The organism is Bradyrhizobium sp. ISRA430 (assembly GCF_029909975.1).
GTDB lineage: Bacteria > Pseudomonadota > Alphaproteobacteria > Rhizobiales > Xanthobacteraceae > Bradyrhizobium.
The window spans coordinates 3,808,272-3,831,121 of the sequence record NZ_CP094516.1; the positions used below are offsets into that span (position 1 = coordinate 3,808,272).

A 22,850-nucleotide genomic window follows, 5' to 3' on the forward strand; every position below is an offset into this window, starting at 1 on the left:
ACGACATATGAAACAGAAAATTGCGCGTTCGGTGTTCAAATGATACTTTCGTTGAAACGGACAGCTCATGCTCAATACCGCCACGTCACGTCAGGCCCACATATTGGAGATCGTGCGCGAGGAAGGCTTCGCCTCGATCGAGCACCTTGCGACGCGTTTCGACGTCACGCAGCAGACCATCCGGCGCCTCGTGAACGCACTGTGCGATCAAGGACTGCTCCGGCGAATCCACGGCGGCGTCAGCCTCCCCGTCCAGAACCAGAATCTCGCCTACGGAAGCAGACAGGGGTTGAACGCCAACGCCAAACGGCGCATCGCGCATGCGACTGCCAGGTTCATTCCCGACGGGGCCTCGCTCATGATCGGGCTTGGCACGACGCCTGAATATGTCGCGCAGGCGCTATCCCGCCGTCAGGATCTGCGCGTGATCACCAATAATCTGAACGTGGCCGCAGCGTTCGCACAAAATCCCGACGTGGAAATCACGATCGCCGGCGGCACGCTCCGCCCGCTCGATCGGGATATCGTCGGCGAAGCGGCCGCACGCTTCTTCTCGGGCTTTCGAGCCGATTACGGGATATTCGGCGTCGGAGGCGTCGATCAAGACGGCACGCTGCTCGACTTTCACGTCGACGAAGTTCAGGCGCGGCAATCCATCGTCGCCAATTCGCGAACAGCCGTGCTTGTCGCCGACACAACCAAATTCGGCCGCAATGCCACGGTGCGAGGCGGTCATCTCGAAGACTGTCACCACCTCTTCACCGATGGCCCGTTACCGCCGGCCTTTCAGCCGATCGCCGCCAGCTTCGCCGATCGCATTCACGCAACGGGCGAGGCTCGCGCTGATTCCGAGCGACTTCGCGACACCTAGCCGACCTCGGCAGATCCTACGCTCTTGCCCAGATCGATCGCCCGCTCTCATGCAAGTGGGTGCTCGTCATCGGCCCCGCGCCCTTGCCGATGATCGCGCGGAACGGGCTCCGCATGGTCCACTTTGCCACGGTTGACTGGGGCTTTCCGGTCAACGCCGGCGCTGCCGGAGAAGAAAAAGAAGGCGACTTGGCTGTTATCCAGTGAGCTCGAACGCCGAAACCAGGAACTGTGTTTCCGGTGAGGCCACCGCGCTAGGGGCGAAGATCCATGTCGATCCGCACGAAGTCGCCCCGATAGGTCACTTCGCCGAGATAGATGACGGTGCGGTCCTTGGTCGTGAAAACCCGGCGGACTTCAGCAACCGGCGAATTCAGGGGAACGCGGAGCAGCCGTGCCGCCTCGATATCCGCGGTGCCGATCGTAAGCGTCTGACGTGCGCTGGCGATCGCCGGATCCTTGAGGTCATTGAGGATCGGGATCACGGTCTGGTTGCGAAAGCGCTTTGGATATCTGCGGAAGATCTTCTCATCGAGATAGATGGAAATCACGCAATAGGGCTGCTTCTCGCGCGAATGAAGACGCCGCATGAAGACGTATTTCTCGGCGGGCCTGCCGTCTTCCGGAAACAGCGGCGCATCGCTGCGACTCTCCGAGATATTGATGATCTCCGGCGACGTGTCGCGGTACATGTCGGCGAGGTCGGACAGGGTCGTCTCGACCTTGAGCCACCGGTCCTGCCGCACGGTCCCGGTCACGAACGTGCCGCGCCCCTGCTGCGCCTCGATGACTCCATCGCGCGAGAGCAGGTCGACGGCCTGCCTGATCGTGACGCGCGAAACGCCAAACTCGGCCGCCAAGTCCTCATTGGCCGGTAGGCGAAAGCCCTTGGTCCAGATGCCACGTGCGATCCGCTGTCGGAAGATATCGGCAATCTGCGCGTATTTTGGGACGTGACTGTCGGAACTCAATTCCATCTCGCCCTCCCAGGATCAGGCCGCCCGGTCACGACATGACAAGCGCGGCGCCGCGCTCGCCAATCATCAGGCTGGTCGCATTGGTATTCGCCGAGGTGATCTGCGGCATCACCGAGGCATCGATCACACGCAGTCGCTCGACGCCGCGCACCCGAAGCTGAGGATCGAGCACCGCCCGCGCGTCGCGGCCCATGCGACAGGTGCCCACGCAATGAAACACCGTGCCACCGGTGTTGCGCGCAAACTCCCATAAGGCGGCGTCATCGCGCGCGGCTTCGCCGGGGACCATTTCAACGTCCCAGAGCGGACGAAATGCCCTCTGGCTATAGATCTCGCGCAGGATCTTCAGGCCGGCAACGATCGTCTTGCGATCCAGCTCCTCGGCAAAATAGTTGGGCGCGATCCGGGGCTGGTCGAAGGGATCGACCGAGCGGATCGCAAGTTGTCCCCGCGATCGGCCGTGGCACTGCCAGACCGAAGCCGTGAAGCCGGAATAGCGGTGCAGGGGATCGCCCGGCTTGTCGACCGAGAGCGGCATGACATTGAACTGCACGTCGGGACGGCCATCGACCGCGTACTCCGTGCAAGCCGCGCCCCCCACCTGTCCTGCGCCGACCGTCAGCGGGCCGCTGCCGGCCAGCATCCATTGCAGCCCCATCTTCGCTAGCTCGACGGGATGGCGGACCTGGTCATTGAGCGAAATCCGTTCCTTCAGGCGCACGATCAACCGCGCCTGATAGTGATCCTGCAGATTGGCGCCGACTTCAGGAGAATCCACAACGACGGGAATACCGAGTTCACGAAGCAGACCGGCCGGACCAACACCAGAGAGCTGGAGGATCTGCGGCGATTGCAGCGCACCTCCGGACAGGATGACCTCGCGATCGGCCCTCGCACCGTGCATCTGTCCCTTGCTGACCCACTCGACGCCGGTTGCCACCCGTCCCTCGAACGTGACCTTGCTGACTTGTGCCTGCGTGATCATCGTGAGGTTGCGACGGTCTGCGATCGGGCGAAGGAAGGCAGATGCCGAGCTGGTCCGCCAATGTCGTCCGATGCCGAGTTGATAAGTGCCGACGCCAAAGGTGGTTTCACCATTGAAGTCTGGGTTGCGCGGCAGGCCGAACTGTACGCCGGCCTCCACCCAGGCGGCCGAAGCAAGATTGTCGTTGCGGAGGTCGGAGACCTCGAACTCGCCGAGACCGCCGTGAAACTGGCTCTCGCCGCCCCTGTAGCGCTCGTAGCGCCGGAAGTAAGGCAAGACGTCACGATAGCTCCAGCCATCGGCGCCGAGACGTTGCCAATCGTCAAAATCCTCGTGCTGACCGCGGATGAAGATCAGCCCGTTGATCGACGACGATCCGCCCAGCACGCGGCCGCGCGGCCAGATGATCGCACGACCGCCGCTCCCTTCAGACGGCTCGGTCTCGAACAGACGCGAGAAGCGCTCGTTGTAGATGGTCCGGTAATACCCGACCGGAAGCTTGAGCCAAAAGTTCCGATCCGATCCACCTGCTTCCAGCAACAGCACGCGGCAGGACGGATCCGCCGACAACCGGTTTGCGACCACGCAGCCGGCAGACCCCGCCCCGACGATGATGTAATCGTAGGCGCGACGTGACATCAGGCAGTCCGATATTGCTCGATCGACGCAAGATCAGGCACAATCCCGAGACCCGCCTCGTCGCCAAGCTCGATCATTCCATCCCGGACATTCAGCACGGGACCGCAAAACCGATCCCGCAGCGGATTCTCGTTGCAATCGACCTCCAGCAGCCCGTCTCCCCCGACGCCGGCCAGCAGATGCGCCGATGCCAGCAGGCCGATCCCAGCCCCCAGATAGTGCGGACAGAACATCTTGCCCGACTTCAGGATGTCGCGGGCTATACCTGCGCAAATCGACAGCCCGCCCCACTTCGCAATGTCGGGCTGGACCACACCGAGAACTTGCTCGCCGAGCACCTCGGCAAAGCCGGCACGGCTTGCGATGTTTTCGCCGGCCGCAAGCGGAAAGCGTATGGCCTGACGCAAGGTTTTCCATTCCTGCTGCGGGCGGTCCGCACGGATCGGCTCCTCGAGCCAGGCAAGGCCGAACGGCTCGAGCTGCGGCGCAAGTTCGAGAGCCTGTGCGATCGTCCAACCCTGGTTGACGTCGGTTGCAAGCATCCCTTCGCCCACGAGGCGCCGCAGCGCTGCGAGATTGGAGCGGTCAGCCGCCGGATCGAAGCCGATCTTCAGCTTCAATGCGCGGTAACCGCGGCCAAGGGCTGCTTCCGCCGTTCGCTCTGCGCCGATCGGATTGATGCCACTGGCGTAGACCCTGATCCGGCTCCGCGATCCACCAAGGAGCTTCCACAACGCGACATTCTGCCGCCGTGCGTGAAGGTCCCAGACGGCAAGATCGATTCCAGCGATTGATTGCGCAAACGGTCCCGCTTCACCTGATTGCAGCGCAAGCACCGCGGTGCCTTGCGTGAGGCGCTCGAAGGCGGCTGAAGGCTCGCAGGCTCGAAATCCAGCCAGCGCCGGCGCGAGCACCTCGTTGACAAGCCGAACGCGATGCTCAGCGCCCGGCGCGGGGAAATTGCACCACGCCTCGCCCCAGCCGACATTGCCGTCCATGTCTTCGACGCGGATGAAAACCGCCGGCCTGTCTGCCATTCGCCCGAACGAAGTGATGACGGGCGTCGTCAGGGGGTACCGGTAGCCAAAGGCTTGAACGCTCCGGATCGTGAAGGGCGGCGATGTCATGCGAGGAAAACCTGCGGCTCCGGCGATGGAGCGCGCCTCTTGTATGGTCATCCTATTTATAATATGACTTCCGTAAACATCAACCGTAATCTGGGTGGAAGCGTCGAATGGATGGAGCTGGCGTGAGACGCTTTCTTCTCGGCTTGGCGCCATGGGTTGGTGCCGTCGTGCTATGGTATGCCGTCCGCTGGAGCGGCTTCGTCAACGCCTCGCTGATCCCCGCTCCGCATCAGGTTGCGGCAAAGTTCTTCGAACTTCTGACCCGCGAAAATCTCCTGCTCGACATCTATGCCTCGACGCGGCGCGTCTTTCTCGGCGTCTCGCTCGGAATTCTCGCCGCAGTACCGGTCGGCTTCCTGCTGGGCTGGTATCGTCCGGCCCGCACTTTCGCCGATCCCATGATCAACTTCTTCCGCGCCCTGCCGCCGATTGCGCTGATCCCGCTGGTGATCGTCTATTTCGGCGTGGATGAGCTCGCCAAGCTCGTCATCCTGTTTTACGCCGCGTTCTTCTCCGGCGTGATCGTCATGTACGAGGGCGTGTCCCAGATCACGCCGCTCTACATTCGCGTGGCGCAGACGCTCGGCGCCAACCAAGGCGAGATATTCCGGAAGGTCATCATTCCCCTCACCGTCCCGCACATCCTCACCGCGCTTCGCGTCGCCCTGGGGGTGGCCTGGGCAACGCTGGTCGCATCCGAGCTGATCGCGGCCCAGCGCGGACTTGGCGCCATGATACAGAATGCCTCGACCTATTTTCTGCTCGACATCATCTATGTCGGGATCATCTGCATCGGCCTGATCGCACTCATCATGGATATGATCCTGCGCAAGATCACGGCGCGGCTGCTCGTCTGGCAGGATCGGGCGATCGCATGACAAAGCGCGCACAGTTCGACCGGGTTTCGCTTGCCTTCGACACCCCGAAGGGCCGCCTCAACGTCGTCGAGGACGTCAGCTACGACATCAACGATGGCGACTTCATCGCGGTGATCGGTCCGTCCGGCTGCGGCAAGACCACGATGATGAGCATGCTCGCCGGATTCCAGAAGCCGACCACCGGCAAGGTGCTGTTCGATGGAAGTCCCGTGGCTGGTCCCGGCCCCGAGCGCGGCGTCATCTTCCAGGAATATGGCGTATTCCCCTGGCTGACGGTGAAGCAGAACATCGCTTTCGGCCTGACGCTCAGGGCGAACCACGTCGCGGCCGGGGAACGCGACGCGATATGCGATCATTATCTCGGCCTGATGGGACTGTCGGACTTCGCCAACTCCTATCCGAAGCATTTGTCCGGCGGCATGCGCCAACGGCTCGCAATCGCACGGGCTTATGCCGTCAAGCCGCAGTTTTTGCTGATGGATGAGCCGTTCGGCGCACTCGATGCCCAGACCCGGTCCAACATGCAGAACCTGCTGCTCAAGGTGCTCGAGACCGAAGGCAAGACGGTCATGCTGATCACCCATTCGGTGGAGGAAGCGATCTACCTTGCCTCCCGCATCCTGGTGGTTACCGCACGGCCGGCGCGGATCAAGGAGATCATCGACGTGCCGTTCCCCTACCCGCGCGACGAATCGATCCAAGAGCGACCCGAATTCGGCGAGCTGCGAGGCCATATCCGCCAGCTCGTGATGGACGAATACCGCGCCCAACAGGCGCAGATGCGTCCGGTCTCATTCTCGGAATAACAACATGACGGAGGACGACACCATGGATCGCCGACAATTTCTGACGACGACGGCCGGGCTTGCCCTGGGGACCTTCACGGCCGCAGCACCGGCAATCGCGCAGGTCAAAACGAGAGTTCGCGTCGGCTATCTACACACCGTCGCCGTCGACGGCCAGATCTGGACCGGCATGGACCGCGGCTCCTTTGAAAAGCAGGGCCTCGATCTCGAGCTGCGGCAGTTCAACACCGGCCTGGAGATCTTCCAGGCGCTGATCGGCGGCAGCCTCGACGTGCTGGCGACCGGCGCTGTGCTCTCGAACTTCCCCGCCCGCGGCCAGGGCAAGGTGTTCCTCATCAACGATATTGAGGTCGCGACCGCACAGCTTTGGGTCCGCTCGGATCAAGGCATCAAGTCGTTCGAGGACCTGAAGGGCAAGCGCATCGCGACCGCGACCGGCACGACCGCTCATGTGTTCCTTGATCGCGCCCTTCGCGCCAACAAGATCGACCCCAAGGAGGTCGAGCTCGTCAACCAGACCATGCCGGCGGCCGTGACCGCGTTCGTCTCCGGAGCGGTGCCCGCCGTCGCCCTCTGGGTGCCATTCAACGTCACGGTTCGCGACAAGGTGCCGGGCGCAGTCAAGCTTGCCGACGCATCAGCCTACTATCCGCAGGCCGCAATCATCGGCGGTTGGGCGGCGGCCAACGACTATTACGAACCGAACAAGGAAACGCTCGCAAAGCTCATCAAAGGCTGGGCCGATGCGAATGACTACATCATCGCGAACAGCTCCGAAGCGATGGAAAAGCTGCAGAAGGGTCATTACAGTCAGACGCCGCTTGCCGACATCAACGAGTCGTTCAAGGCTCAGAAGATGTTCTCGTCCAAGGACTGGAAGCGCATGTATTCGGACGGGACCGTCACCAACTGGCTGCAGCAATCGACCGATTTCTTCATGGCCAACGCCGGCATCAAGGACTTCACGCCGGCTAATAAATACTTCGATCCGAGCCTTTATCTGAAGACGATTGCCTGACCTCACTCCGCATCGTGCGGAGCTGCGCTCTAGCTGGATGAATTGACGGCGTTCAGGACGGACTTGCCGGATACTCCGTCAAATATGTGGGCTCGCTCCGCATTCACCCTGAGCTTGATCTGCGACCCGGGTGCCGCTGATCCGGACGCACCCGCGCTGTCATTGACGTGCCAAAGACATTGGTGAAGACGCGCCGCAGATCCTGCTCGGCCTGCGCCTTTCGTGCGGCGGGTCGGGCGCGGCCAGAACATCCATGGTTTCGTCATAGGCGGGGTGCACGGCCAGCAACTGGCCGGTGCGCTGCGCCGCGATCTCGCTGACGACTAAGCCCGCTGTCGACATGACGGATTCGATCCGGGCAAGCGCGTCTTGCTCGGGCAGACCCGCCAGATCCTTGAGGCGCGGGTCAGACAGGGGAATTTGCAGTGCCTTGAAGCCGAGCCCCCGCGCCCATTCGGCGAGACCGGAGAGCGTGTCGAAAGGCGGCTGCGCACCGATGAATTGGCTGATGAACAGCCCAGGCCCGCGCATTGTTCTTGGCGTCATGAGCGCTTCCGGCAGTGCATGATGTTCGAAACTGTATATCCCGGCGGTGGAGACGGCTCAACCGGTTGTCCCTCGCGACACTTTGGTCTGCGTCAACTCGCCCCGACCGCCAAATCGATCCGACCGGTGACGCCCAGGCTGCAAGGTTCTGTTGCGATGATGATCTGAAGCAGACGCAGTATCTCGTTCTCGCGGCCGATTTCGCCCGAGCTTTGCTTGATCTCTCCACCCTCTGAGCCATGGTGCGGAAATTGCGCGCCATCAGTCTCGACCGCCTAACGGTAGTCGAACCCGACAGCGCGAATGTCGCCAATCGCAGCTTTGCGCGCGCGTGTCGCGGAATACCATCAATCGTATTGTCTCATTCCGGACACCCACTGCCCAGCAGCCCGGAATCCCAACCTGCCGCGGCCGCGCCAGCGCTGTAGGTGGATTCGAAGAACGTCAACAAGTCGCGGTGGGGATCATCGGATTGGCGCAGGTCATCATAGTCGAGAAGGAACTCGCCCATGTTGGCATCCCATCGTGCGACAGTTGGACTGATCTCTGCGTTCTCGATCCCTGCGGGCTGAGGATAGGTGAACGAGTAGAATGCGGGCTTGAAATAGGAGGCATTGCCTGACCACCATCCCATCTCGATCAATTCCGCGTTCATCGCGTTGCGTCGAATGTAGTCGGCCTTTGCGCCGGGCGAAGCCAGCTTGCCGTTGTAGAACGCTACACGAATGTCCATTGTCCCCCACATCAGGCCGATCGGTTGCGTCTTGCCTGTGAAGCGCCCTTGAAACACCTGCAAGGCGCGCTGCGCGCTGAGCAGGATGCGCCACCACCTGTTGACCAGGTCGCGATCGTACGGGCGGTGCTCCCTGTCCTCGTTGAACGGAATAGGATCCGGCACTTCCTGCGGCTTTGGGTTGATAGACACGTTGATTCCAGCCTGGTGAAGCTGATCGAACAGAGTGTCCACGAATGTGGCAACGGATGTCGGGCCCAAAGGCAAATGTCCCGACGCGCCCGCACTCGTAATCCACTGCACTTCGTGCGAGATGAAGTCGGTACGGAGCTCGTAAACTCCGTCAGCATGGAAAATCGGGCCGGAGGTCAGCCCCCTCGCATTGAGCCACAACGGCACCTCAGCCCACTGCGCTTGAAACGGCTCGGACAATTTGAGCTTGCCTATGGCCTGCAACATCATGTGGAGGAGATATCGCGTGGATTCGAACGCTGTGTAGGAAAGATCCGGCCACTGAGCGGAAAGAGACTTCATGGCGTTTCCTCACAAAATGTAAGTATGCTGACCGACCGAGGAATGCCTCGTGCAGCGCCTACGCATTCGGTGAATGTAACACTTAATCTCCCGAACGGCAGTCCTTCCCGGGCGCCAGGCGATCGTCTGTCCTGTTCCAAACGGAGCAGGCCGACTATCGCGTGGAATCTCGGTCAGCTTGGCCCGAAGCTGTTGCTACTCGCAAACCGTACACTATTCGGGAGATGGTCTGCTTTAGGAGCGTCTTTGTGCGGGGGCACGACGAGCAATCTGGCAACCTACACCACTTAAGGGGGCTACCTAGCCCACGTGCAGTTTCAGTTGGCGCGCCGAGCGCGCGACTGTTTGACGTTGCGCGACACAACCTGATCGTAGGCCTCGAGCGCAGCGTCCGTCGCCAGCTTGACCATTTACCGGTAACAGGCGTCGTTCACCTGCGTGAAGCTGTTGCGGATCGCTCCCGCCAGCTCTTCCTCAGTCACCGACGAGCGTCTCGGGACTGTCCGTCCGGTGAGGTGGGCATAAAGATTGAGGCGGTAGACCTCGGCTGCAAGTTGCCAGGCCCAATCTTCGAGGTTTCGTTCTTCGATCATCGCTCAGCAGAAGGCAGGACGCGAGGGAAACAGTGACGCACCGGATCAGTCAGATAGCCGATGCCGGATGAGGAAGAAAGCAACCCAAGGTCGGGACCTACCTCACTCTGGTTGCGCCCCCTAACCGGTCCGCGTTCTACCGGTCCGAGTATTACTCTTTCCCTGCACGCTCATGAGCATCAGATTTGCCCTGCATCCCGGTCGAGAGCTGTTTCCATCCTTATCTGGCTTCCGATCACCAGTCCGGTGAGAGAGAGCAGAAGGCCCAGCGCCGGCGGCGCGAACAAAGCCTCTTCCTGAAACATCCCATTCAACAGCACGACCATGACGCCGAACCCGGCGAGACCCTGCGTCAGGTCTCCAGAGACGGCGTACAAGCGCCAGGCCTTCAGAGCCACCGCAAAATAGAAGCCGAGAGGTACAAGGGCGGCAATGCCCATTTGGTACAGCAGGACGCCAATCGCACTTTCTACCGCGCCATCGATCGTTCCTGCCTGCTGCGCAGCGCTCCAGTCGATCGAGAAATAGCCCTCTGACAGATTTCCGCCAATTCCCAAACCGCGACCCAGCGGCTTTTCAAGAAATCCGTTCCAGCCTCCCATGAGGCCAATGACGTGATAGTCGCCGATCTGCAAGCCGACATGGATCGCAACGACCGCAAACGCAATCAAGGCCAACAAGCCGAGCAATAGCGTCATCACGGCGCCGAACAGTCGAGTCGACATCCAGGCCGTGGCCACGAATACCACCATGATGAGCGCTCCCTTGACGCTGCAAACAACCAGGAGCGGCAGCGCAGCGAGGGCCAAAAATGGACGCCCAACGGAGAAAAGGAAAAGCCCGAAAAAAGCGATCCCGTACCCGAAGCTGATCGCGCTCATATTCGGCCCGTGAATACGCAGGAGCTTCGAGAGCCCAAACCCCTCGAGCAGAGGAGTATTCAAGAAGTCAAAGCTGAAACGGTCCTTCAGGTCGACGGGTACGTTTCCGGTGGCTCGCATCTCCGCTTCCCACACCCCCGAATGCGTAGCCTTGAGCTCATCAAATCCCCAGAACGTATAGCCATTCGTGATGGCCAGCCAGAAGTCGCGGAATGCAAACTCGATGTAGCCGCAAAGGATCAGAATGGCCGCAAGCGTCACAAGGAAGGGCGTGGTCCGGATCTCGTACGTCGCTGCCGTCAACAATGAGAGCTGAAACAGAAATAGGGGCAAAACGATATTGCGCAGATAGACCGATGCCGCCTGACCGTTCTGGATGAAGCCGATCGCGAAATACAGCGCCGCCACCGTCAGGGTAACGATGCCCCAGCGCATGATTCGATTGACTTCAGTCGACTGATTCCTCCGACCCAGCACGTAAAGCGCAAACATCCCCAGCCACATGACCGAGCAGGCAAGAAAATTGTAGCCCTTGATGAAGTCCAGATCGGACGGGGCAGTCACCAGGGGCGACAGGAGCGAGACGAACAGGTTCTGGAAGAATAGGACGAAAATCGCGATTGCCGGCGCAAGCGTCGGAACCGCCAGGACAATGGCGATGCCGATGAGCGTCTCGACCGCAATGGCCAGAATCGGGCTCGCCATGTGCAAGATGGGAGCAAAGCCGATCGATGCTATGGCGATGCAGATCGTCGGGATCAGTTCGCGCAACGCCTCGGGCAATTGCTCGGCAATTCCAAGCCGCACGGTCGGATACTGCGGCGAAAACCGGACGCTCATACGTGGGACCTTTGGCATCGAGCGTAGATCGAAATAGCGCGGAATGTGTAAAGATCCGTTAACGCTAATGGAGTCTTGCACGGCGCCGGTCCGAGATCATCAACGCGCACTCGCGCCACCCGAGGATAGCCGGCAGGCGGCGCTTGGATGCCGGAAGGGGTGCTCGTTAATACAAACCGCATTCCGTCGGTGTCTGCAGCGCTCCGGCTCTGCTATAGGAAGTCGGCTCCGGCTCGACCGGCTCTTGGCAATTTCCCGGTTGTTTGGTTTCAGGAATGAACAAAGACAAGGACGCGTTCGATGTCAGCATCGACGACGCATTTGACTTTTTGTCTCAGGAGTACGTCGAGCTGTTCGATCGGTCGGCCGCGACTGCATTTCAACATCCGTTCTGGCTGGATTCGCTCTACCGCAAGCTCGCGCCTGCCGCAGCGGCAAAGCGCCTCGTGGTCGTCGTTCGCGATCGAGCGACCAAGAGGCTGGCGATGGTGCTGCCCTTGCTGCGGGTGCGGCGAGGTCCGATCCGGACCGTCGAATTCGCCGACCTTCGCGTCTCGGACTACCTGGCTCCGGTGTGCACCGCCGAGACATTTTCCGACCTGCTGCAGGACGAGAATGCTTGCCTGACGATTCAACGCCTGGTCCGGCCGTTCGATCTACTGCGGATACCCAAGTTACCGGACGGGAAACTCCCGATCGAGTCGCTTCTGGCGACGCCGCGGCGAACGCCGATCGACACCAACGCCTACTCAACCCTCCTGGTTGCGCCCTTCGACCAATGGCGCGCCAGCGCGCTGAATCGCTCCTATCAAAAGGAGCTCAACAAGAAATGGCGTCAGCTCGAGAAGAAGGGCGAGGTTGGATTTTCATGCTGCGACGGCCGCGCATCCGTCGTTGCGGCGATGGAGCAGATGAAGAAGTTTCGCGGCCCGCGGTTTCAAGCTCAAGGCGACGGCGATCTGCTTCAACGCCCCGAATACTTCGATTTCTATTTCGACGTGACGGTCCGCAGCATCGGCGGCTTCGTGCGGCTTTACACGATGACCCTGGACGGCAACGTGATTGCCACCGTGTTGGGACTGTGCCACCGGGACAGCTTCCTCATCATCATGAGCGCATTTGATCTTGCGAGATACAAGAGCCAATCTCTCGGTGCGCTCATGTTTGAACGTGTCGCCAGGGATTGCATCGAGCGCGGGGACAAGATCCTCGACTTCACCATCGGCGACGAACCCTACAAGCGGCTGTTTGGCGCACAACCCTCGCCGATGTGGAGCGTGACGCGGACCGGAAGCGTCGCCGGTTCGTTTGCTTTGCTCGCGTTGAGACAAGCCCCCTGGATCAAGCTGGCCGCCAAGAAGGTGGCCGAATTCAAACTCCTCAAGGTCCGCAGCTCAGCCGGCGCAGGTTGATCGGCAGCCCACCTCTTTGAGGCTGCTGCCGGGTAATCAGGCGCGCAGCGCACCGTGCAGGCGGGCGATCCATCCCGGCTTTATCTGGTCCACCCGATGTGTGAGATTGCGCCGCAAGAAATGCAGGCGACGCTGCACAATCCACCTGACATCGTTGTTCGACGTCAGGGCTTGCCGAAACCGCGCCATATTCAGCGAACGCTGGTCGGCTGCGACCTTGTCGCGGTCGGAATAGAATTGCGAGATCTTTTCTTTGCCCATGCCATCGGTTTCGAGCCAACGCGGCACATACTCGGTGCACAGACGCTCCACGTCCACCAGCAGGCGACTTACGCCGGTCCCTGCTGCAGGGCAGTTGGTCTGAAACGCGTCGCCGATGAGCACGACGCCGGGCTGCAGATGTCCTTCGACGGCGAACAGATCCATAACCCAATTTTGCACCTGATCGACGACGCGGAAATCGCCGAGATGGCGGTGCAATCCAGGCATCAGGCGCAGCAGTGTCGTCTTCGTCTCCCGCCGCAGCTCTCGCATGACCGGGTCGGATGGATCGCGGAACATGAAGAGGTTCGCCCGCATTCCGCCAGGTGTGGGGAACAGACTGAGATAATCGATACCGGAAGCCGGGTCGCCATAGCAGGTCAGCGCCTTGAATGCGAACGGCGCGTCGTCGGAGGGGGCAATGGTAAAGCCGAACGAAACAGAGTGATGTTCGGCCAACACGCGTCGCTTGATTCCGAGATCGTAACCGAGAACGCCGGCCATGCCGGTGGCGAGAATGACGAGACGCGCCGAGACGCGCCTGCCGGATGCCAGCACGACCTCCTGGAGGTCGTCGCTGCAGCTCACGCCGGTAACCCGATCTACGATGAAACTCGAGGGGGCGCGCATCAGACGGCGCGCCATTGCAACAAGGTCGGCATAGGGAAGCCCGTAGGCCTGACCGACGCTGACGTCGACGACCTTTCCTGCCCTGATGTTGGTCACGCGGTCATACGAACAAGCGACGGCCGCGAGCTCGCCGATGAATCCCAACCGCCGAAGAATATCGAGCTGCTGGCCAGCGATCTTCTCGACGCGGAATTCGTCCGGATGGACGGCGCGCCGATCGATCAGGGCGATGCGACATCCTGCCCGTGCGAGGACTGCCGCCGCCAGCGATCCTGCCAGGCCGCCGCCGACGATTGCGACGTCTGCGACGATCACTTCGGGCGCATGGGCTGCGATCGGTTCAGCCACGCTCTCTTCAATTGGCATCTGTCGACTCCGGCGGCTAATCCCAGCGGAACTGCAATTTTCCTGCCTGATATCCACTTCCCGAAGCAGGAACGATCATTTCCGGAGATCGCGGTTAACCGCTGACTGCGCGGCCTAGACGGAGCAAGCGCGGACCGATGCCTTTCAAAGAGGACGGCGGCGATCCCGGCACACGCTTTACACGGCGTCGTAGTGCTCTCCCCCAATAGCTCGGCGGTAGCGTGAACGATTGATTACCGTCGGCGATTGTTTCGTTCGGGGACACCCGAGACAAATCGCCCCAGTAAGAACCAGGGCCTGTTCGCCTGGTCGACATTCACATCGAGCGGATGCCCAGCCGCAAGCAGCACAAGCCAGCATTAACACACCTGGTGCGCGGGCGTGTTACGCTGGGCACCATGTTGCTGCGAGCATCTTGGAAGGATAGATGCGTTGTAGGTGTCATGATCGATTTAGTTCTTCAGTTGCTACAGCGTGACGTAACGCGCGGCGTTGCCGGAACCATTTTCCTGAAGGTCGGCAGCGGCGGTCTTGCGTTCGCAATGTTTTCGCTGGCGGCACATGCGATGTTGCCCGACGCGTTTGGCAATTTCGCCACATGGCTTTCCGTTGCCCAGATCGCATCGGTGGTGGGTCTGCTCGGCCAGGAATTGCTTCTGGTTCGGTTCCTGAATGAGTACCAGGTGAAGGGGCGAACCGGCCTCACCAAGGGAGTCTTGCTCTCCAGTCTGAAAATCTCCTCCATTGCGATGTCGATCGCAATCTGCGCAATCGCAGCAGTGGCGAGCGTCAGGGGCGAGTGGTGGCTGTTGACAGTCGCGGTGTGCGCCTTCACCGCCGTGAATGCCGGATTGATGCTCGGCAGCCAGATCGCGCGATCGCTGGTGGGCATTCTGATGGGAGAGGGCAACCGGGAATTTTTCTGGCGTATCGCTGTCGTCCTGATCCTGCTCGCAGTGGTGTTTGGTCATGGACGTATCGAGCCGGCCGAACTGTTCGGATTGATGGCGATTGCGATGGGGCTCGCGCTGGTCGTGCAGATCGTTTCGATTGTGCGGGCCTTGCCGAACTTGCGCGATGTGCCGTCCAGGTCCGAGCCTGCCCGTTGGCGGTCGAGCGCGCTTCGTTTCTGGCTCGCCTCGATCCTCGAAGCGGCAAACCAGTATTTCGACGTTATCCTGGTCTACTGGATGTTGGATCCGGCGACCGCCGGTGTCTATTTTGCCGCCTCGCGTTTGGCCAATATCTTCGCGATGCTGTCCGCGGCTCTCTATACCTTTGCGGCGCGCCGCCTGCCTTCGCTTTACTTCAGCAAGAACCACCGGGAATTCGAGCGCACCCTGCAGCTCATGGCCGAGGTCACTGCGGTGTGCGTCATCGGCGGGCTTGTTGTCATCTGGGTCGGCGCTCCCTATCTGCTCGGCTTGTTTGGCCCCCATTTCGCCGACCAGCAATGGGTGCTGGTCGTATTGTCGATCGGCACGGCTTTCCAGGCGGCTGGCGGTCCGGCTGCGGCCATCCTCCAATTGACCGGTCACGAAGGCAAATACGTGCCCGTGGTCGCCGCCAATGTGGTGCTTCGCCTGCTCGGCTTTGTCGTTCTCATTCCCTGGCTGGGTGTACTCGGCGCCGCCATTTCGGCGACCGCTTCGCTTGCACTTGCCACGATCGTTCTCAATGTGCTTTGCAGCCGGCGAACCGGTGTTGATCCTTCGATCCTCGTGCTGGCCCGTTCTTTCAGATCACCCAAATCCGCAACCTATGCGGTCCGGATAGCCGACACGAACGACTGAGGACATCTTGTCCCGCAGGCCGCGGCCAGGCGCAGTCTCGTTGTTGAACGCCGGGCTCTCTAAGGAGAACCTAATAGCGCCCGCAAGACGTCGGCATCGGGCCTGCCCGTGTTGTTGTCGAGCAGACCGAACCCTTGCGCCAGCTCCCAATGCGCCCAGCCCCAGCAATGCTCGCGGGCATAGGCGGTCACCAGCGAGAGCCAGCGCAACCGGCTCTCCTTGGGAGCGCTGGCTTTCAACACGCCAAATTCGTTGACGATGATCGGTCGCGAGAACCGCTGCTGCCATGCAACAGCGGGGTTAAGCCATCGGTCGATACTCGATTCCTCATTGCCGATGACAATCGCCTTGTCGAGCATACCGAGCGCCGCCGTCGCGTTCCCCTCTTTGAGCTCCCGGCGGATCGCCTGAACCCGGGGATCCCTTGCCCTGATTGGGTAAGGCAGCCCCTTGATCCGATGAAGTGGCTCTTGTGCATCCCAGTGACCCTGATGGGTAAACACCATCGGATCATAGAAGTGGATGGCGTACACTATATTTGGATCGGGCAACGGACGGAGTTCCGGAAGCGAGTCGGCCCGCTGCCAGTTAACCGGTCCCACAATCAGGGTGGTGGCAGGAAGCAATCGGCGCACGAAGGCTGCGAGCGCTTCGACTTCGATTTGCCACCTGTCGGCTTCCAGATTGGGCTCGTTGAGCAACTCGGCGAAGACACGATCAACCGGATATGATTGAATGACCCCGGCGAGAGCGCTCCACGCATCCTCAATCTCGTGCAACGACGCGTCCGGATCCTCCCGATGCAGGCGATTGAAACGCTCGCCGGGATGAAGATCGACGGAGATGGAGTAACCAAGCGATGTGAGTTGCTTCAACGCCTGATCAAGCGACCGCAGTGCCTCGTCCCGCTGCGCCTGCGAGGCGAAATGACGCATCACCTGCTCTGCGGGCACCGGCAGCCGGACATGGCTCATTCCCGCCTTGCGAAGCTGTCGAAGCAAGTCCGAGCCTGGAGGTGCGGACTTCGGACCGTTGATCCAACCGTCGGCATTGAACCCGCGAGACAATGCGACAAGTCTGTCCTCTGGGACCGTATGCGGCAAAGCCACACAGGTGCGCGCCGATGCCGACTGGCCGAGCGAAATCGATAGGAAGATCGCAGCAACGAGCAATTTTCGCCTGTCGGCCACGGCAATCCACCAAGGTTGAAGACCGGCATGATGTTGCCGGCCTGAGCCAATATGCGCCTGTCGGCGACGAGCTTGTGATCGTCAACCCGCCAATTCGGTGAGTTGGGCCGCTGAGCCCGCGGGTACATGATTGATGACCAGACCGCTCGGCACACCGTCAAACCTGCCCAGCGCCGCGGTTATCCTTCGCATTGCCGCCGAACCAAGCTCGGCATCGCGCACCACCAGCATGACCAGATCCGCGTGCGCGGCCAGCGCAAGAGCGTCGGGCTGCAAGGCGAGAGATGTCGCATGTACGATGATGAGGTCGAACTCCGAACGAATATCGTCCGCAGGCCTTGAACCGGCTGTTCTGCCTGCACCCAGGAGCTCGTTTACGGACTGAACCCCTGCGATGGTGGCGCCCCCCTGCCAATCGGTCACTGCGGACGCGGCGCCGCCGAGTTCCGGCTTCACTTGTATCAGGACGCTCAGCATTCCCTTGTTCACGGCCGAGCGATTCAGTGAGCGCGCAACGGTATTGCCGCCGGCACTCTTGCCGACCGATATGACGAGCGCGACCTTGCCGCCAAGTCCGGGCGCGCCATCGATCTTTTCGAGAAGCGGACGGAGGTAAGGTCCCAAGTCGATCTCGGCGGCCGCAGTTGTCGGCTTCTGCCATACGGATTTGGCAAATTCGGGTGCCAGGTCTGGGATGCGGACCCACACAGGGACGCTCGGCAGCGCGGCCGGTTGCGGCAAAACGGAAACCCGGCGCAGAGGTTGCTGATCAGGTGTGCCGCCCGTGGCGGCATCCGCGGGAGAACGGGCGGGAGCAGGCTTCTCTGACACGCTCTTCGTCACCGCAACAGCGGCTGTCGACGTCAATATCGAGGCGATTGCAAGAGCCGCGAGGAGCAAAGCGAGCGGTGGACGCGTTGAGCGAAGCGGAGGAATGGCGGGCGAAGCGATCTTGGTCTGGGAGTTCTGCAGCAGGCGCTGTTCATTGGTCGACTTGAACCGGGACAGGAACTGCTCATAAATGTTCTTGTTGGCCTCGGCATCCCGCTGCAGCTCCTGCAGCCTGACGACCGCCTGACCGTCGACCAGCATCTGCGTCTCGACCGCCTTGAGCTGCTTTTCCAGCGAGTTTTGTTGCTCGAGCTGCGCCTCGTATTCGGATTTCGCAGTGTCGATGTTCTTCTTTCGCTCAACCTCGATTTGCCTGTTGAGGTCGCTTAGCTGGCTGTAAGATATCATCAGGTCAGGATGGCGTTCGCCGAACACCGCTTTTTTTTGCGCGATTTGATCGTTCAACGCCGAGCGCTGCGCTCGCAGGACGCTGAGAAGGTCCTGCTTGACCGGCCCGTCGACATTGGCCTTGAGATCGCGTTGCGCTTGCTCATAGCGAGACTTTGCTTCCGCGGTGCGCGCGCGGGCGGCTGAGACCTGCTGCGTGAGATCGGTCACACGCAGTTGCTGGGTCGTGGAATCCTTGCCGGCATTGACGATCTTGTGCTCGAGCCGGAAGGCGGCGACGGCGTCTTCCGATGCCCGCAGGCGCTCGTTCAATGTCTTCAGACGGTCCTTGAGCCAATCGGCCGCCTCATCGGTAGCCTCGGTGCGGACGCGGCCTTGATTGGCGACGAACGCCTCAGCGACGGCATTGGCGTAATACGCGGCTCGCTCCGGGCTGTTCGACGTGAATGAAATGGCAATGACGTAAGTGAGCCCGCGGCGTGAAATGTCGAGACGACCACGGAATTTTTCGAGCAGACGCGTCGTGTCGGTTTGACCACCCGCGACATCTTCATCGCTCGCGATCTTGAGCTGCTCGATCAAGGGCCGGAGAAAACCGTCCGACTTGGCGATTTCAATCAAGCTCTGAAGCGCTGCGGCATCCTGGCCGATGCCTGGAAGCACATCTTGATCCGTGGTCACACGCTGCTCTCGAGGATCAACGACGACCAGCGCGGTCGCGGCAAACCGGACCGGGAGAACCATCAGAACTGCGATACCCAAGGCGAACATTGCCAACGCCAGTATTGCAATGCGTCGGCCATTCTCCCGCAGGAAAGACATTGCACCGGAGACGGTCAGCGATCCCTTGATAAAAGCTGTGCTGGTGCGACCCGGCAGTGCCGGCGCGACCCGCGGCGCCTCCCACGAGGCCATGGGCTCTGTCGGAGCGGAATTTCGCGGTGATGCGCGGCTACCGAACGTCATGGATGGACTCAAATTCAACTGGCAGTCACTGTTCAGTGGCCTGCCCGATCGTAAATATCCATGGTTAACCTAGGGTTGACGCCTGTCTCGCCGTTGCCGAGAAAGAAATTTTAACCATTCGGCTATCGCCTGGGTCATCATCTCACTGCTTTGCGAGAAATCCGGTCGCAACGTCTGTATTAACTCCGTTGCCAGCTAGTCGATGTCCGTAGGACCGTCGCGTGATAGGTGATTAAGAAATGGGTAAGCATCCCCCGCGCACAGACGGCGAAGAATGCCTGCTCTATTTCAGCTAAGCACCAAATCCCGCGGAGCAGCGATGAGGTCGTCCACCGCCACACATCTGACAAACAGAGATGCGCCCAAGCGGCGAGTGGTTCTGTTGCAGACCCAGGCCGAGAATGCCGGCGCCCAGGAGATCACACGACTCCTGGGAAAAGGTCTAAACGCGCGTGGTTACGAAGTCCTTAATCTGTTCTTTTACCGCAAGTCGGATTCCTTCGAGGAGCCGCTGAATACGCTCTATTGCTCCTCCGGCCGGCCGGAGACCCCGTTGGCGCTGCTGCGGATGCTATGGACCCTCGGCCGCCATCTGGCAAAGGCAAAGCCGGATGCGGTCCTTACGTTTCAACATTTCGGCAACGTGATCGGCGGCGGTGTCGCGCGCCTTGCTTGCCGAGCCCCCGTCATCGCAAATCAGGTGTCGTCTGCGATGTCGATGAGCTGGCCCGTCCGCGCAGCCGACATCGTCATGGGCAGCCTCGGGTTCTTCAATTTCATAACCCTCAACTCCCAGCATATGCAGGGCGAATATGCGCGCTACCCCGCCTCCTATCGCTCGCGCATGAAGCACGTCGCGCATGGCTTCGACGACAAATCGCTCGATCTGCCGAAGAGAATTGCGCGGCAACGGTTCAGTTTGCCCCTCGATCATGCCCTTCTTGGCTGCGCCGCAAGATTGCATCCTCACAAGCGGCTCGATGCCGCGATCCGTCTCCTGGCCGGCGAGCCGTCCTGGCATCTTGCGCTGGCCGGTCAGGGCCCGGACGAGGAGCGGCTGAGACTTCTGGCGGATGAATTGAAAGTATCCGACAGGCTGCATTTCGTCGGCGAGATTTCCCCGCAAGAGATGGCGGGCTTCCTCGCCTGCCTGGATGTCTTCGTGTTCCCCACGCAAGCCGAAACCTTCGGCCTTGCGGCAGTCGAGGCGGCGAGCGCCGGCGTCCCTTCGGTCGTCAGTGATCTGGCGGTCTTGCGCGAGGTCCTGTCGGTTGACGGAAAGCCGGCGGCACTCTTCGTCGATGCCGCGGACAATGCGAAGCTGTCGGCCGCCGTTTCGAGGATCCTGACAGACAAGGCTCTGAGCAACGAGCTGCGGCAAAACGCCAAAGGCCTGAGGTCGCGTTATTCGGTAGAGACCATGGTTGATGAATACGTTCAAATTCTCGAACAGGCGATTTGATCGTGAATAGCGATGGACGGACGCGCGAACATGATTATCGAGTTCCGTTGCGAAACTGAACATGCTCGGCTCTGGATGAACTGCGAGAGCCTGCCCGTCAACGGCCGGGATATTCCAGTTCAGATTGAATGGTCGGCCACGACTGACGCTCGGCCCGCTGGCCTTGAGGTGCTGTTCGAGCTTGAGCGTCTGATATTGCGCAAGGGAAAACGCGGTGCCGCTGACAGACTGACGGCCATCCCGCAACGATTACGCCAGCGTATCGGCACGGCAGACGTGATCGTTGATTTTACAGGTGCCGAGCGGGATCCTCACTGCTCCGCCCGGCTTTATCTGCGGCCGTTGTTTAACGGGGTCGCGGGAGAAAATGCCGCATTGGCAGCTATCCTGGCGGGAGACCTGCCGGTGATCGAAATCGTCAACGAACTCGACGGCGCGGTGCTGGATCGCGGTCATCCTTCCGCAGAAGCTGCCGCGGGCCTGAGCGGCGCGCTTGAAACCGTCATGGCGCGCACTCTGACCATGCTGACTGCAGTTCTGACGGGAGCCCCGAGGATACTTCCCCAATTGGCGTATTCCGTTGCAAGGAGGGCGCAATCACAGCCGGCAAGTTACGTGCTGCGCGGCTTGACCGTCTCGATCGCGAAGGAAATATATCGACTGTGCTGCTACGCGCCGCATTGGCACGTCGGATGGCGCTATAGTCCGACGACCAATGTTTGGCAGACAGGGAATTTGTCAGGGCCCGGCTGGAACGTGCTTGGAGACCCCGGACATCGGTTCTACGCGGATCCATTTCCGGTCGAGTGGCAGGGACGTACATTCGTCTTCTTTGAGGATCTCGACCATCATGTGGGCAAGGGGATCATTTCCGCAATCGAGTTCGATGGAACGGGGCCGGTTGGAGAGGCCGTACCCGTGCTGGAAGAGCCTTGGCATCTGTCTTATCCGTTCCTGATCGAGGATGGCGGCCAACTGTGGATGATCCCGGAAAGTACGGGGCATCGGGACGTGGCGCTGTACAGGTGCGTTCGATTTCCAGACAAGTGGGAGCGTCACTGCACGCTGCTGTCGGGGCTCGAGCTGGCTGACGTCACCATCACGCGGCACAACAGCGTGAATTATCTGTTCGGAGCCTGGCGGGACGGCACCGGCGGATACTCCGATACATTGTCGATCTTCCATGCCGACAGCCTGTTCGGTCCCTGGTTGCCCCATGCGAGCAATCCGGTACTGATGGATCGCGCAAGCGCGCGGCCGGCGGGACACTTCGTGCGAATCGACGGGAAGCTGTGGCGTCCGGTCCAGGATTGCACGCACGGATATGGCTGCGCGCTTGGGCTTGCGGAAATTCTCGAGCTGTCGCCGACGACGTTCAGGCAAGTCGTTCGGCAGGTCTTGAAGCCCGGACCGGCATGGCTTGGCAGAAAGCTTCACACCCTCAATCGTTGCGGCCATCTCGAGGTCATAGACGGATCGCGAGTTCAGCCAAAGAACGCTTTTCTGCGCAGGCCCGCATCGGCCATGTCCCCCGCCGGAATGTCTCCCGCTGTGTCGCGGTGAGCCTTCAGGGAGTCCGGTTCGCATGTCAGACAGCGCACAACTTCGCGTTCTCGCGGCGCAATCCACCCGAGCTTTGGTTCGTCTCTCCACCCTCTTCTAGTCAAGAGGGCGCAGGGAAGGCCGGGTGCCCGGCTGGCACCTATAGGTCCGCTGTGCGCCTGTAGCGCAAAAAAGAACTGCACAGCGGCAGACAGGTGAAGCCCAACACACGGCCTTCCCTGCGCAGTGGTTTGACGGCGTATGCCGTGCTCTCCCGGGAGCCGATTTCCCTCTGGCCTCCCTCGCTCCCTGCGAATTGACGGTGCCGTCCGCCCGGTTGGGCTCGCATGCACCTTCGCTAGAGCTTGACCGTAGCAACGACGGCCAGGACCACACGTCTATATTTTGGCATTCGGTGAAACACGCCGAAACTAAGAAAACCCTTTGAAATAAGCACTTTCTGCATAGGCTTGTTTCGGGCTGTTTCTGCGCAGTTCGCCAAATCTAGGGCCGGGACCTAAACGCTTCAGCGTCCGCACGACAAACTGAAAGCTCAAATCCC

The 22,850-nt window shown here is 60.7% G+C and carries 17 protein-coding genes; 8 read left to right on the plus strand and 9 right to left on the minus strand.

Annotated elements, in window-relative coordinates; genetic code table 11:
* Positions 1 to 67: 67 nt before the first annotated feature.
* Positions 68 to 871, plus strand: coding sequence for a DeoR/GlpR family DNA-binding transcription regulator (locus MTX21_RS18175; RefSeq protein WP_280966147.1), 804 nt, complete (start codon positions 68 to 70; stop codon positions 869 to 871).
* A 253-nt stretch (positions 872 to 1,124) separates the two neighbouring features.
* Here MTX21_RS18175 and MTX21_RS18180 read toward each other — a convergent pair whose 3' ends face one another.
* From MTX21_RS18180 to MTX21_RS18190, 3 genes are read right to left on the minus strand one after another with little or no spacing between them, the layout of a single operon-like run.
* Entirely contained in the window at positions 1,125 to 1,847 is a 723-nt protein-coding gene (locus tag MTX21_RS18180) for a GntR family transcriptional regulator (protein WP_280966148.1), read from the minus strand.
* Between the two features lie 28 nt (positions 1,848 to 1,875).
* A complete protein-coding gene (locus tag MTX21_RS18185; RefSeq protein WP_280966149.1) occupies positions 1,876 to 3,471 on the minus strand; it encodes a GMC family oxidoreductase N-terminal domain-containing protein in 1,596 nt (531 codons plus the stop codon).
* Entirely contained in the window at positions 3,471 to 4,598 is a 1,128-nt protein-coding gene (locus MTX21_RS18190) for a mandelate racemase/muconate lactonizing enzyme family protein (protein ID WP_280966150.1), read from the minus strand. The genes MTX21_RS18185 and MTX21_RS18190 overlap by 1 nt, the downstream gene beginning before the upstream one ends.
* Before the next feature lie 107 nt (positions 4,599 to 4,705).
* Here MTX21_RS18190 and MTX21_RS18195 point away from each other — a divergent pair, with 107 nt between their 5' ends.
* From MTX21_RS18195 to MTX21_RS18205, 3 genes are read left to right on the plus strand one after another with little or no spacing between them, the layout of a single operon-like run.
* On the plus strand, positions 4,706 to 5,476 hold the full coding sequence (locus MTX21_RS18195) for an ABC transporter permease (protein WP_280966151.1): 771 nt from the start codon (positions 4,706 to 4,708) through the stop codon (positions 5,474 to 5,476).
* Positions 5,473 to 6,282, plus strand: a complete 810-nt coding sequence (locus tag MTX21_RS18200) for an ABC transporter ATP-binding protein (RefSeq protein WP_280966152.1) — start codon at positions 5,473 to 5,475, stop codon at positions 6,280 to 6,282. Before MTX21_RS18195 ends, MTX21_RS18200 begins: the two co-directional genes overlap by 4 nt.
* A gap of 22 nt (positions 6,283 to 6,304) precedes the next feature.
* Positions 6,305 to 7,300, plus strand: coding sequence for an ABC transporter substrate-binding protein (locus MTX21_RS18205; RefSeq protein WP_280971088.1), 996 nt, complete (start codon positions 6,305 to 6,307; stop codon positions 7,298 to 7,300).
* A 159-nt stretch (positions 7,301 to 7,459) separates the two neighbouring features.
* Here the strand turns inward: MTX21_RS18205 and MTX21_RS18210 are convergent, their stop codons facing one another.
* The 3 genes from MTX21_RS18210 to MTX21_RS18220 form a co-directional block, all read right to left on the minus strand.
* Positions 7,460 to 7,846, minus strand: a complete 387-nt coding sequence (locus MTX21_RS18210) for a hypothetical protein (RefSeq protein WP_280966153.1) — start codon at positions 7,844 to 7,846, stop codon at positions 7,460 to 7,462.
* Between the two features lie 361 nt (positions 7,847 to 8,207).
* Positions 8,208 to 9,113, minus strand: coding sequence for a DUF5996 family protein (locus MTX21_RS18215; protein ID WP_280966154.1), 906 nt, complete (start codon positions 9,111 to 9,113; stop codon positions 8,208 to 8,210).
* 772 nt (positions 9,114 to 9,885) lie between these two features.
* On the minus strand, positions 9,886 to 11,427 hold the full coding sequence (locus MTX21_RS18220; protein ID WP_280966155.1) for a hypothetical protein: 1,542 nt from the start codon (positions 11,425 to 11,427) through the stop codon (positions 9,886 to 9,888).
* A 275-nt stretch (positions 11,428 to 11,702) separates the two neighbouring features.
* Between MTX21_RS18220 and MTX21_RS18225 the strand changes: the two genes are divergently transcribed.
* Positions 11,703 to 12,839, plus strand: a complete 1,137-nt coding sequence (locus tag MTX21_RS18225; protein ID WP_280966156.1) for a GNAT family N-acetyltransferase — start codon at positions 11,703 to 11,705, stop codon at positions 12,837 to 12,839.
* Positions 12,840 to 12,875: 36 nt separating this feature from the next.
* On the opposite strand, the gene MTX21_RS18230 is transcribed toward MTX21_RS18225, so the two are convergent.
* Positions 12,876 to 14,096, minus strand: a complete 1,221-nt coding sequence (locus MTX21_RS18230) for an NAD(P)/FAD-dependent oxidoreductase (RefSeq protein ID WP_280966157.1) — start codon at positions 14,094 to 14,096, stop codon at positions 12,876 to 12,878.
* A 443-nt stretch (positions 14,097 to 14,539) separates the two neighbouring features.
* On the opposite strand from MTX21_RS18230, the gene MTX21_RS18235 reads away from it, so the two are divergent.
* Positions 14,540 to 15,889 carry a polysaccharide biosynthesis C-terminal domain-containing protein gene (locus MTX21_RS18235; RefSeq protein WP_280971089.1) on the plus strand — a complete coding sequence of 450 codons (1,350 nt, stop codon included), beginning with the start codon at positions 14,540 to 14,542 and terminating at the stop codon, positions 15,887 to 15,889.
* 59 nt (positions 15,890 to 15,948) lie between these two features.
* Here MTX21_RS18235 and MTX21_RS18240 read toward each other — a convergent pair whose 3' ends face one another.
* Positions 15,949 to 17,079: a cellulase family glycosylhydrolase gene (locus tag MTX21_RS18240; protein WP_280966158.1), complete on the minus strand. Its 1,131-nt coding sequence runs from the start codon at positions 17,077 to 17,079 to the stop codon at positions 15,949 to 15,951.
* An 81-nt stretch (positions 17,080 to 17,160) separates the two neighbouring features.
* Positions 17,161 to 19,284: a GumC family protein gene (locus MTX21_RS18245; RefSeq protein ID WP_280966159.1), complete on the minus strand. Its 2,124-nt coding sequence runs from the start codon at positions 19,282 to 19,284 to the stop codon at positions 17,161 to 17,163.
* 319 nt (positions 19,285 to 19,603) lie between these two features.
* Here MTX21_RS18245 and MTX21_RS18250 point away from each other — a divergent pair, with 319 nt between their 5' ends.
* Together MTX21_RS18250 and MTX21_RS18255 are read left to right on the plus strand one after the other, a co-directional pair.
* Positions 19,604 to 20,746, plus strand: coding sequence for a glycosyltransferase family 4 protein (locus MTX21_RS18250; RefSeq protein WP_280966160.1), 1,143 nt, complete (start codon positions 19,604 to 19,606; stop codon positions 20,744 to 20,746).
* Positions 20,747 to 20,776: 30 nt separating this feature from the next.
* Positions 20,777 to 22,309 carry a hypothetical protein gene (locus tag MTX21_RS18255; protein WP_280966161.1) on the plus strand — a complete coding sequence of 511 codons (1,533 nt, stop codon included), beginning with the start codon at positions 20,777 to 20,779 and terminating at the stop codon, positions 22,307 to 22,309.
* Positions 22,310 to 22,850: the final 541 nt, after the last annotated feature.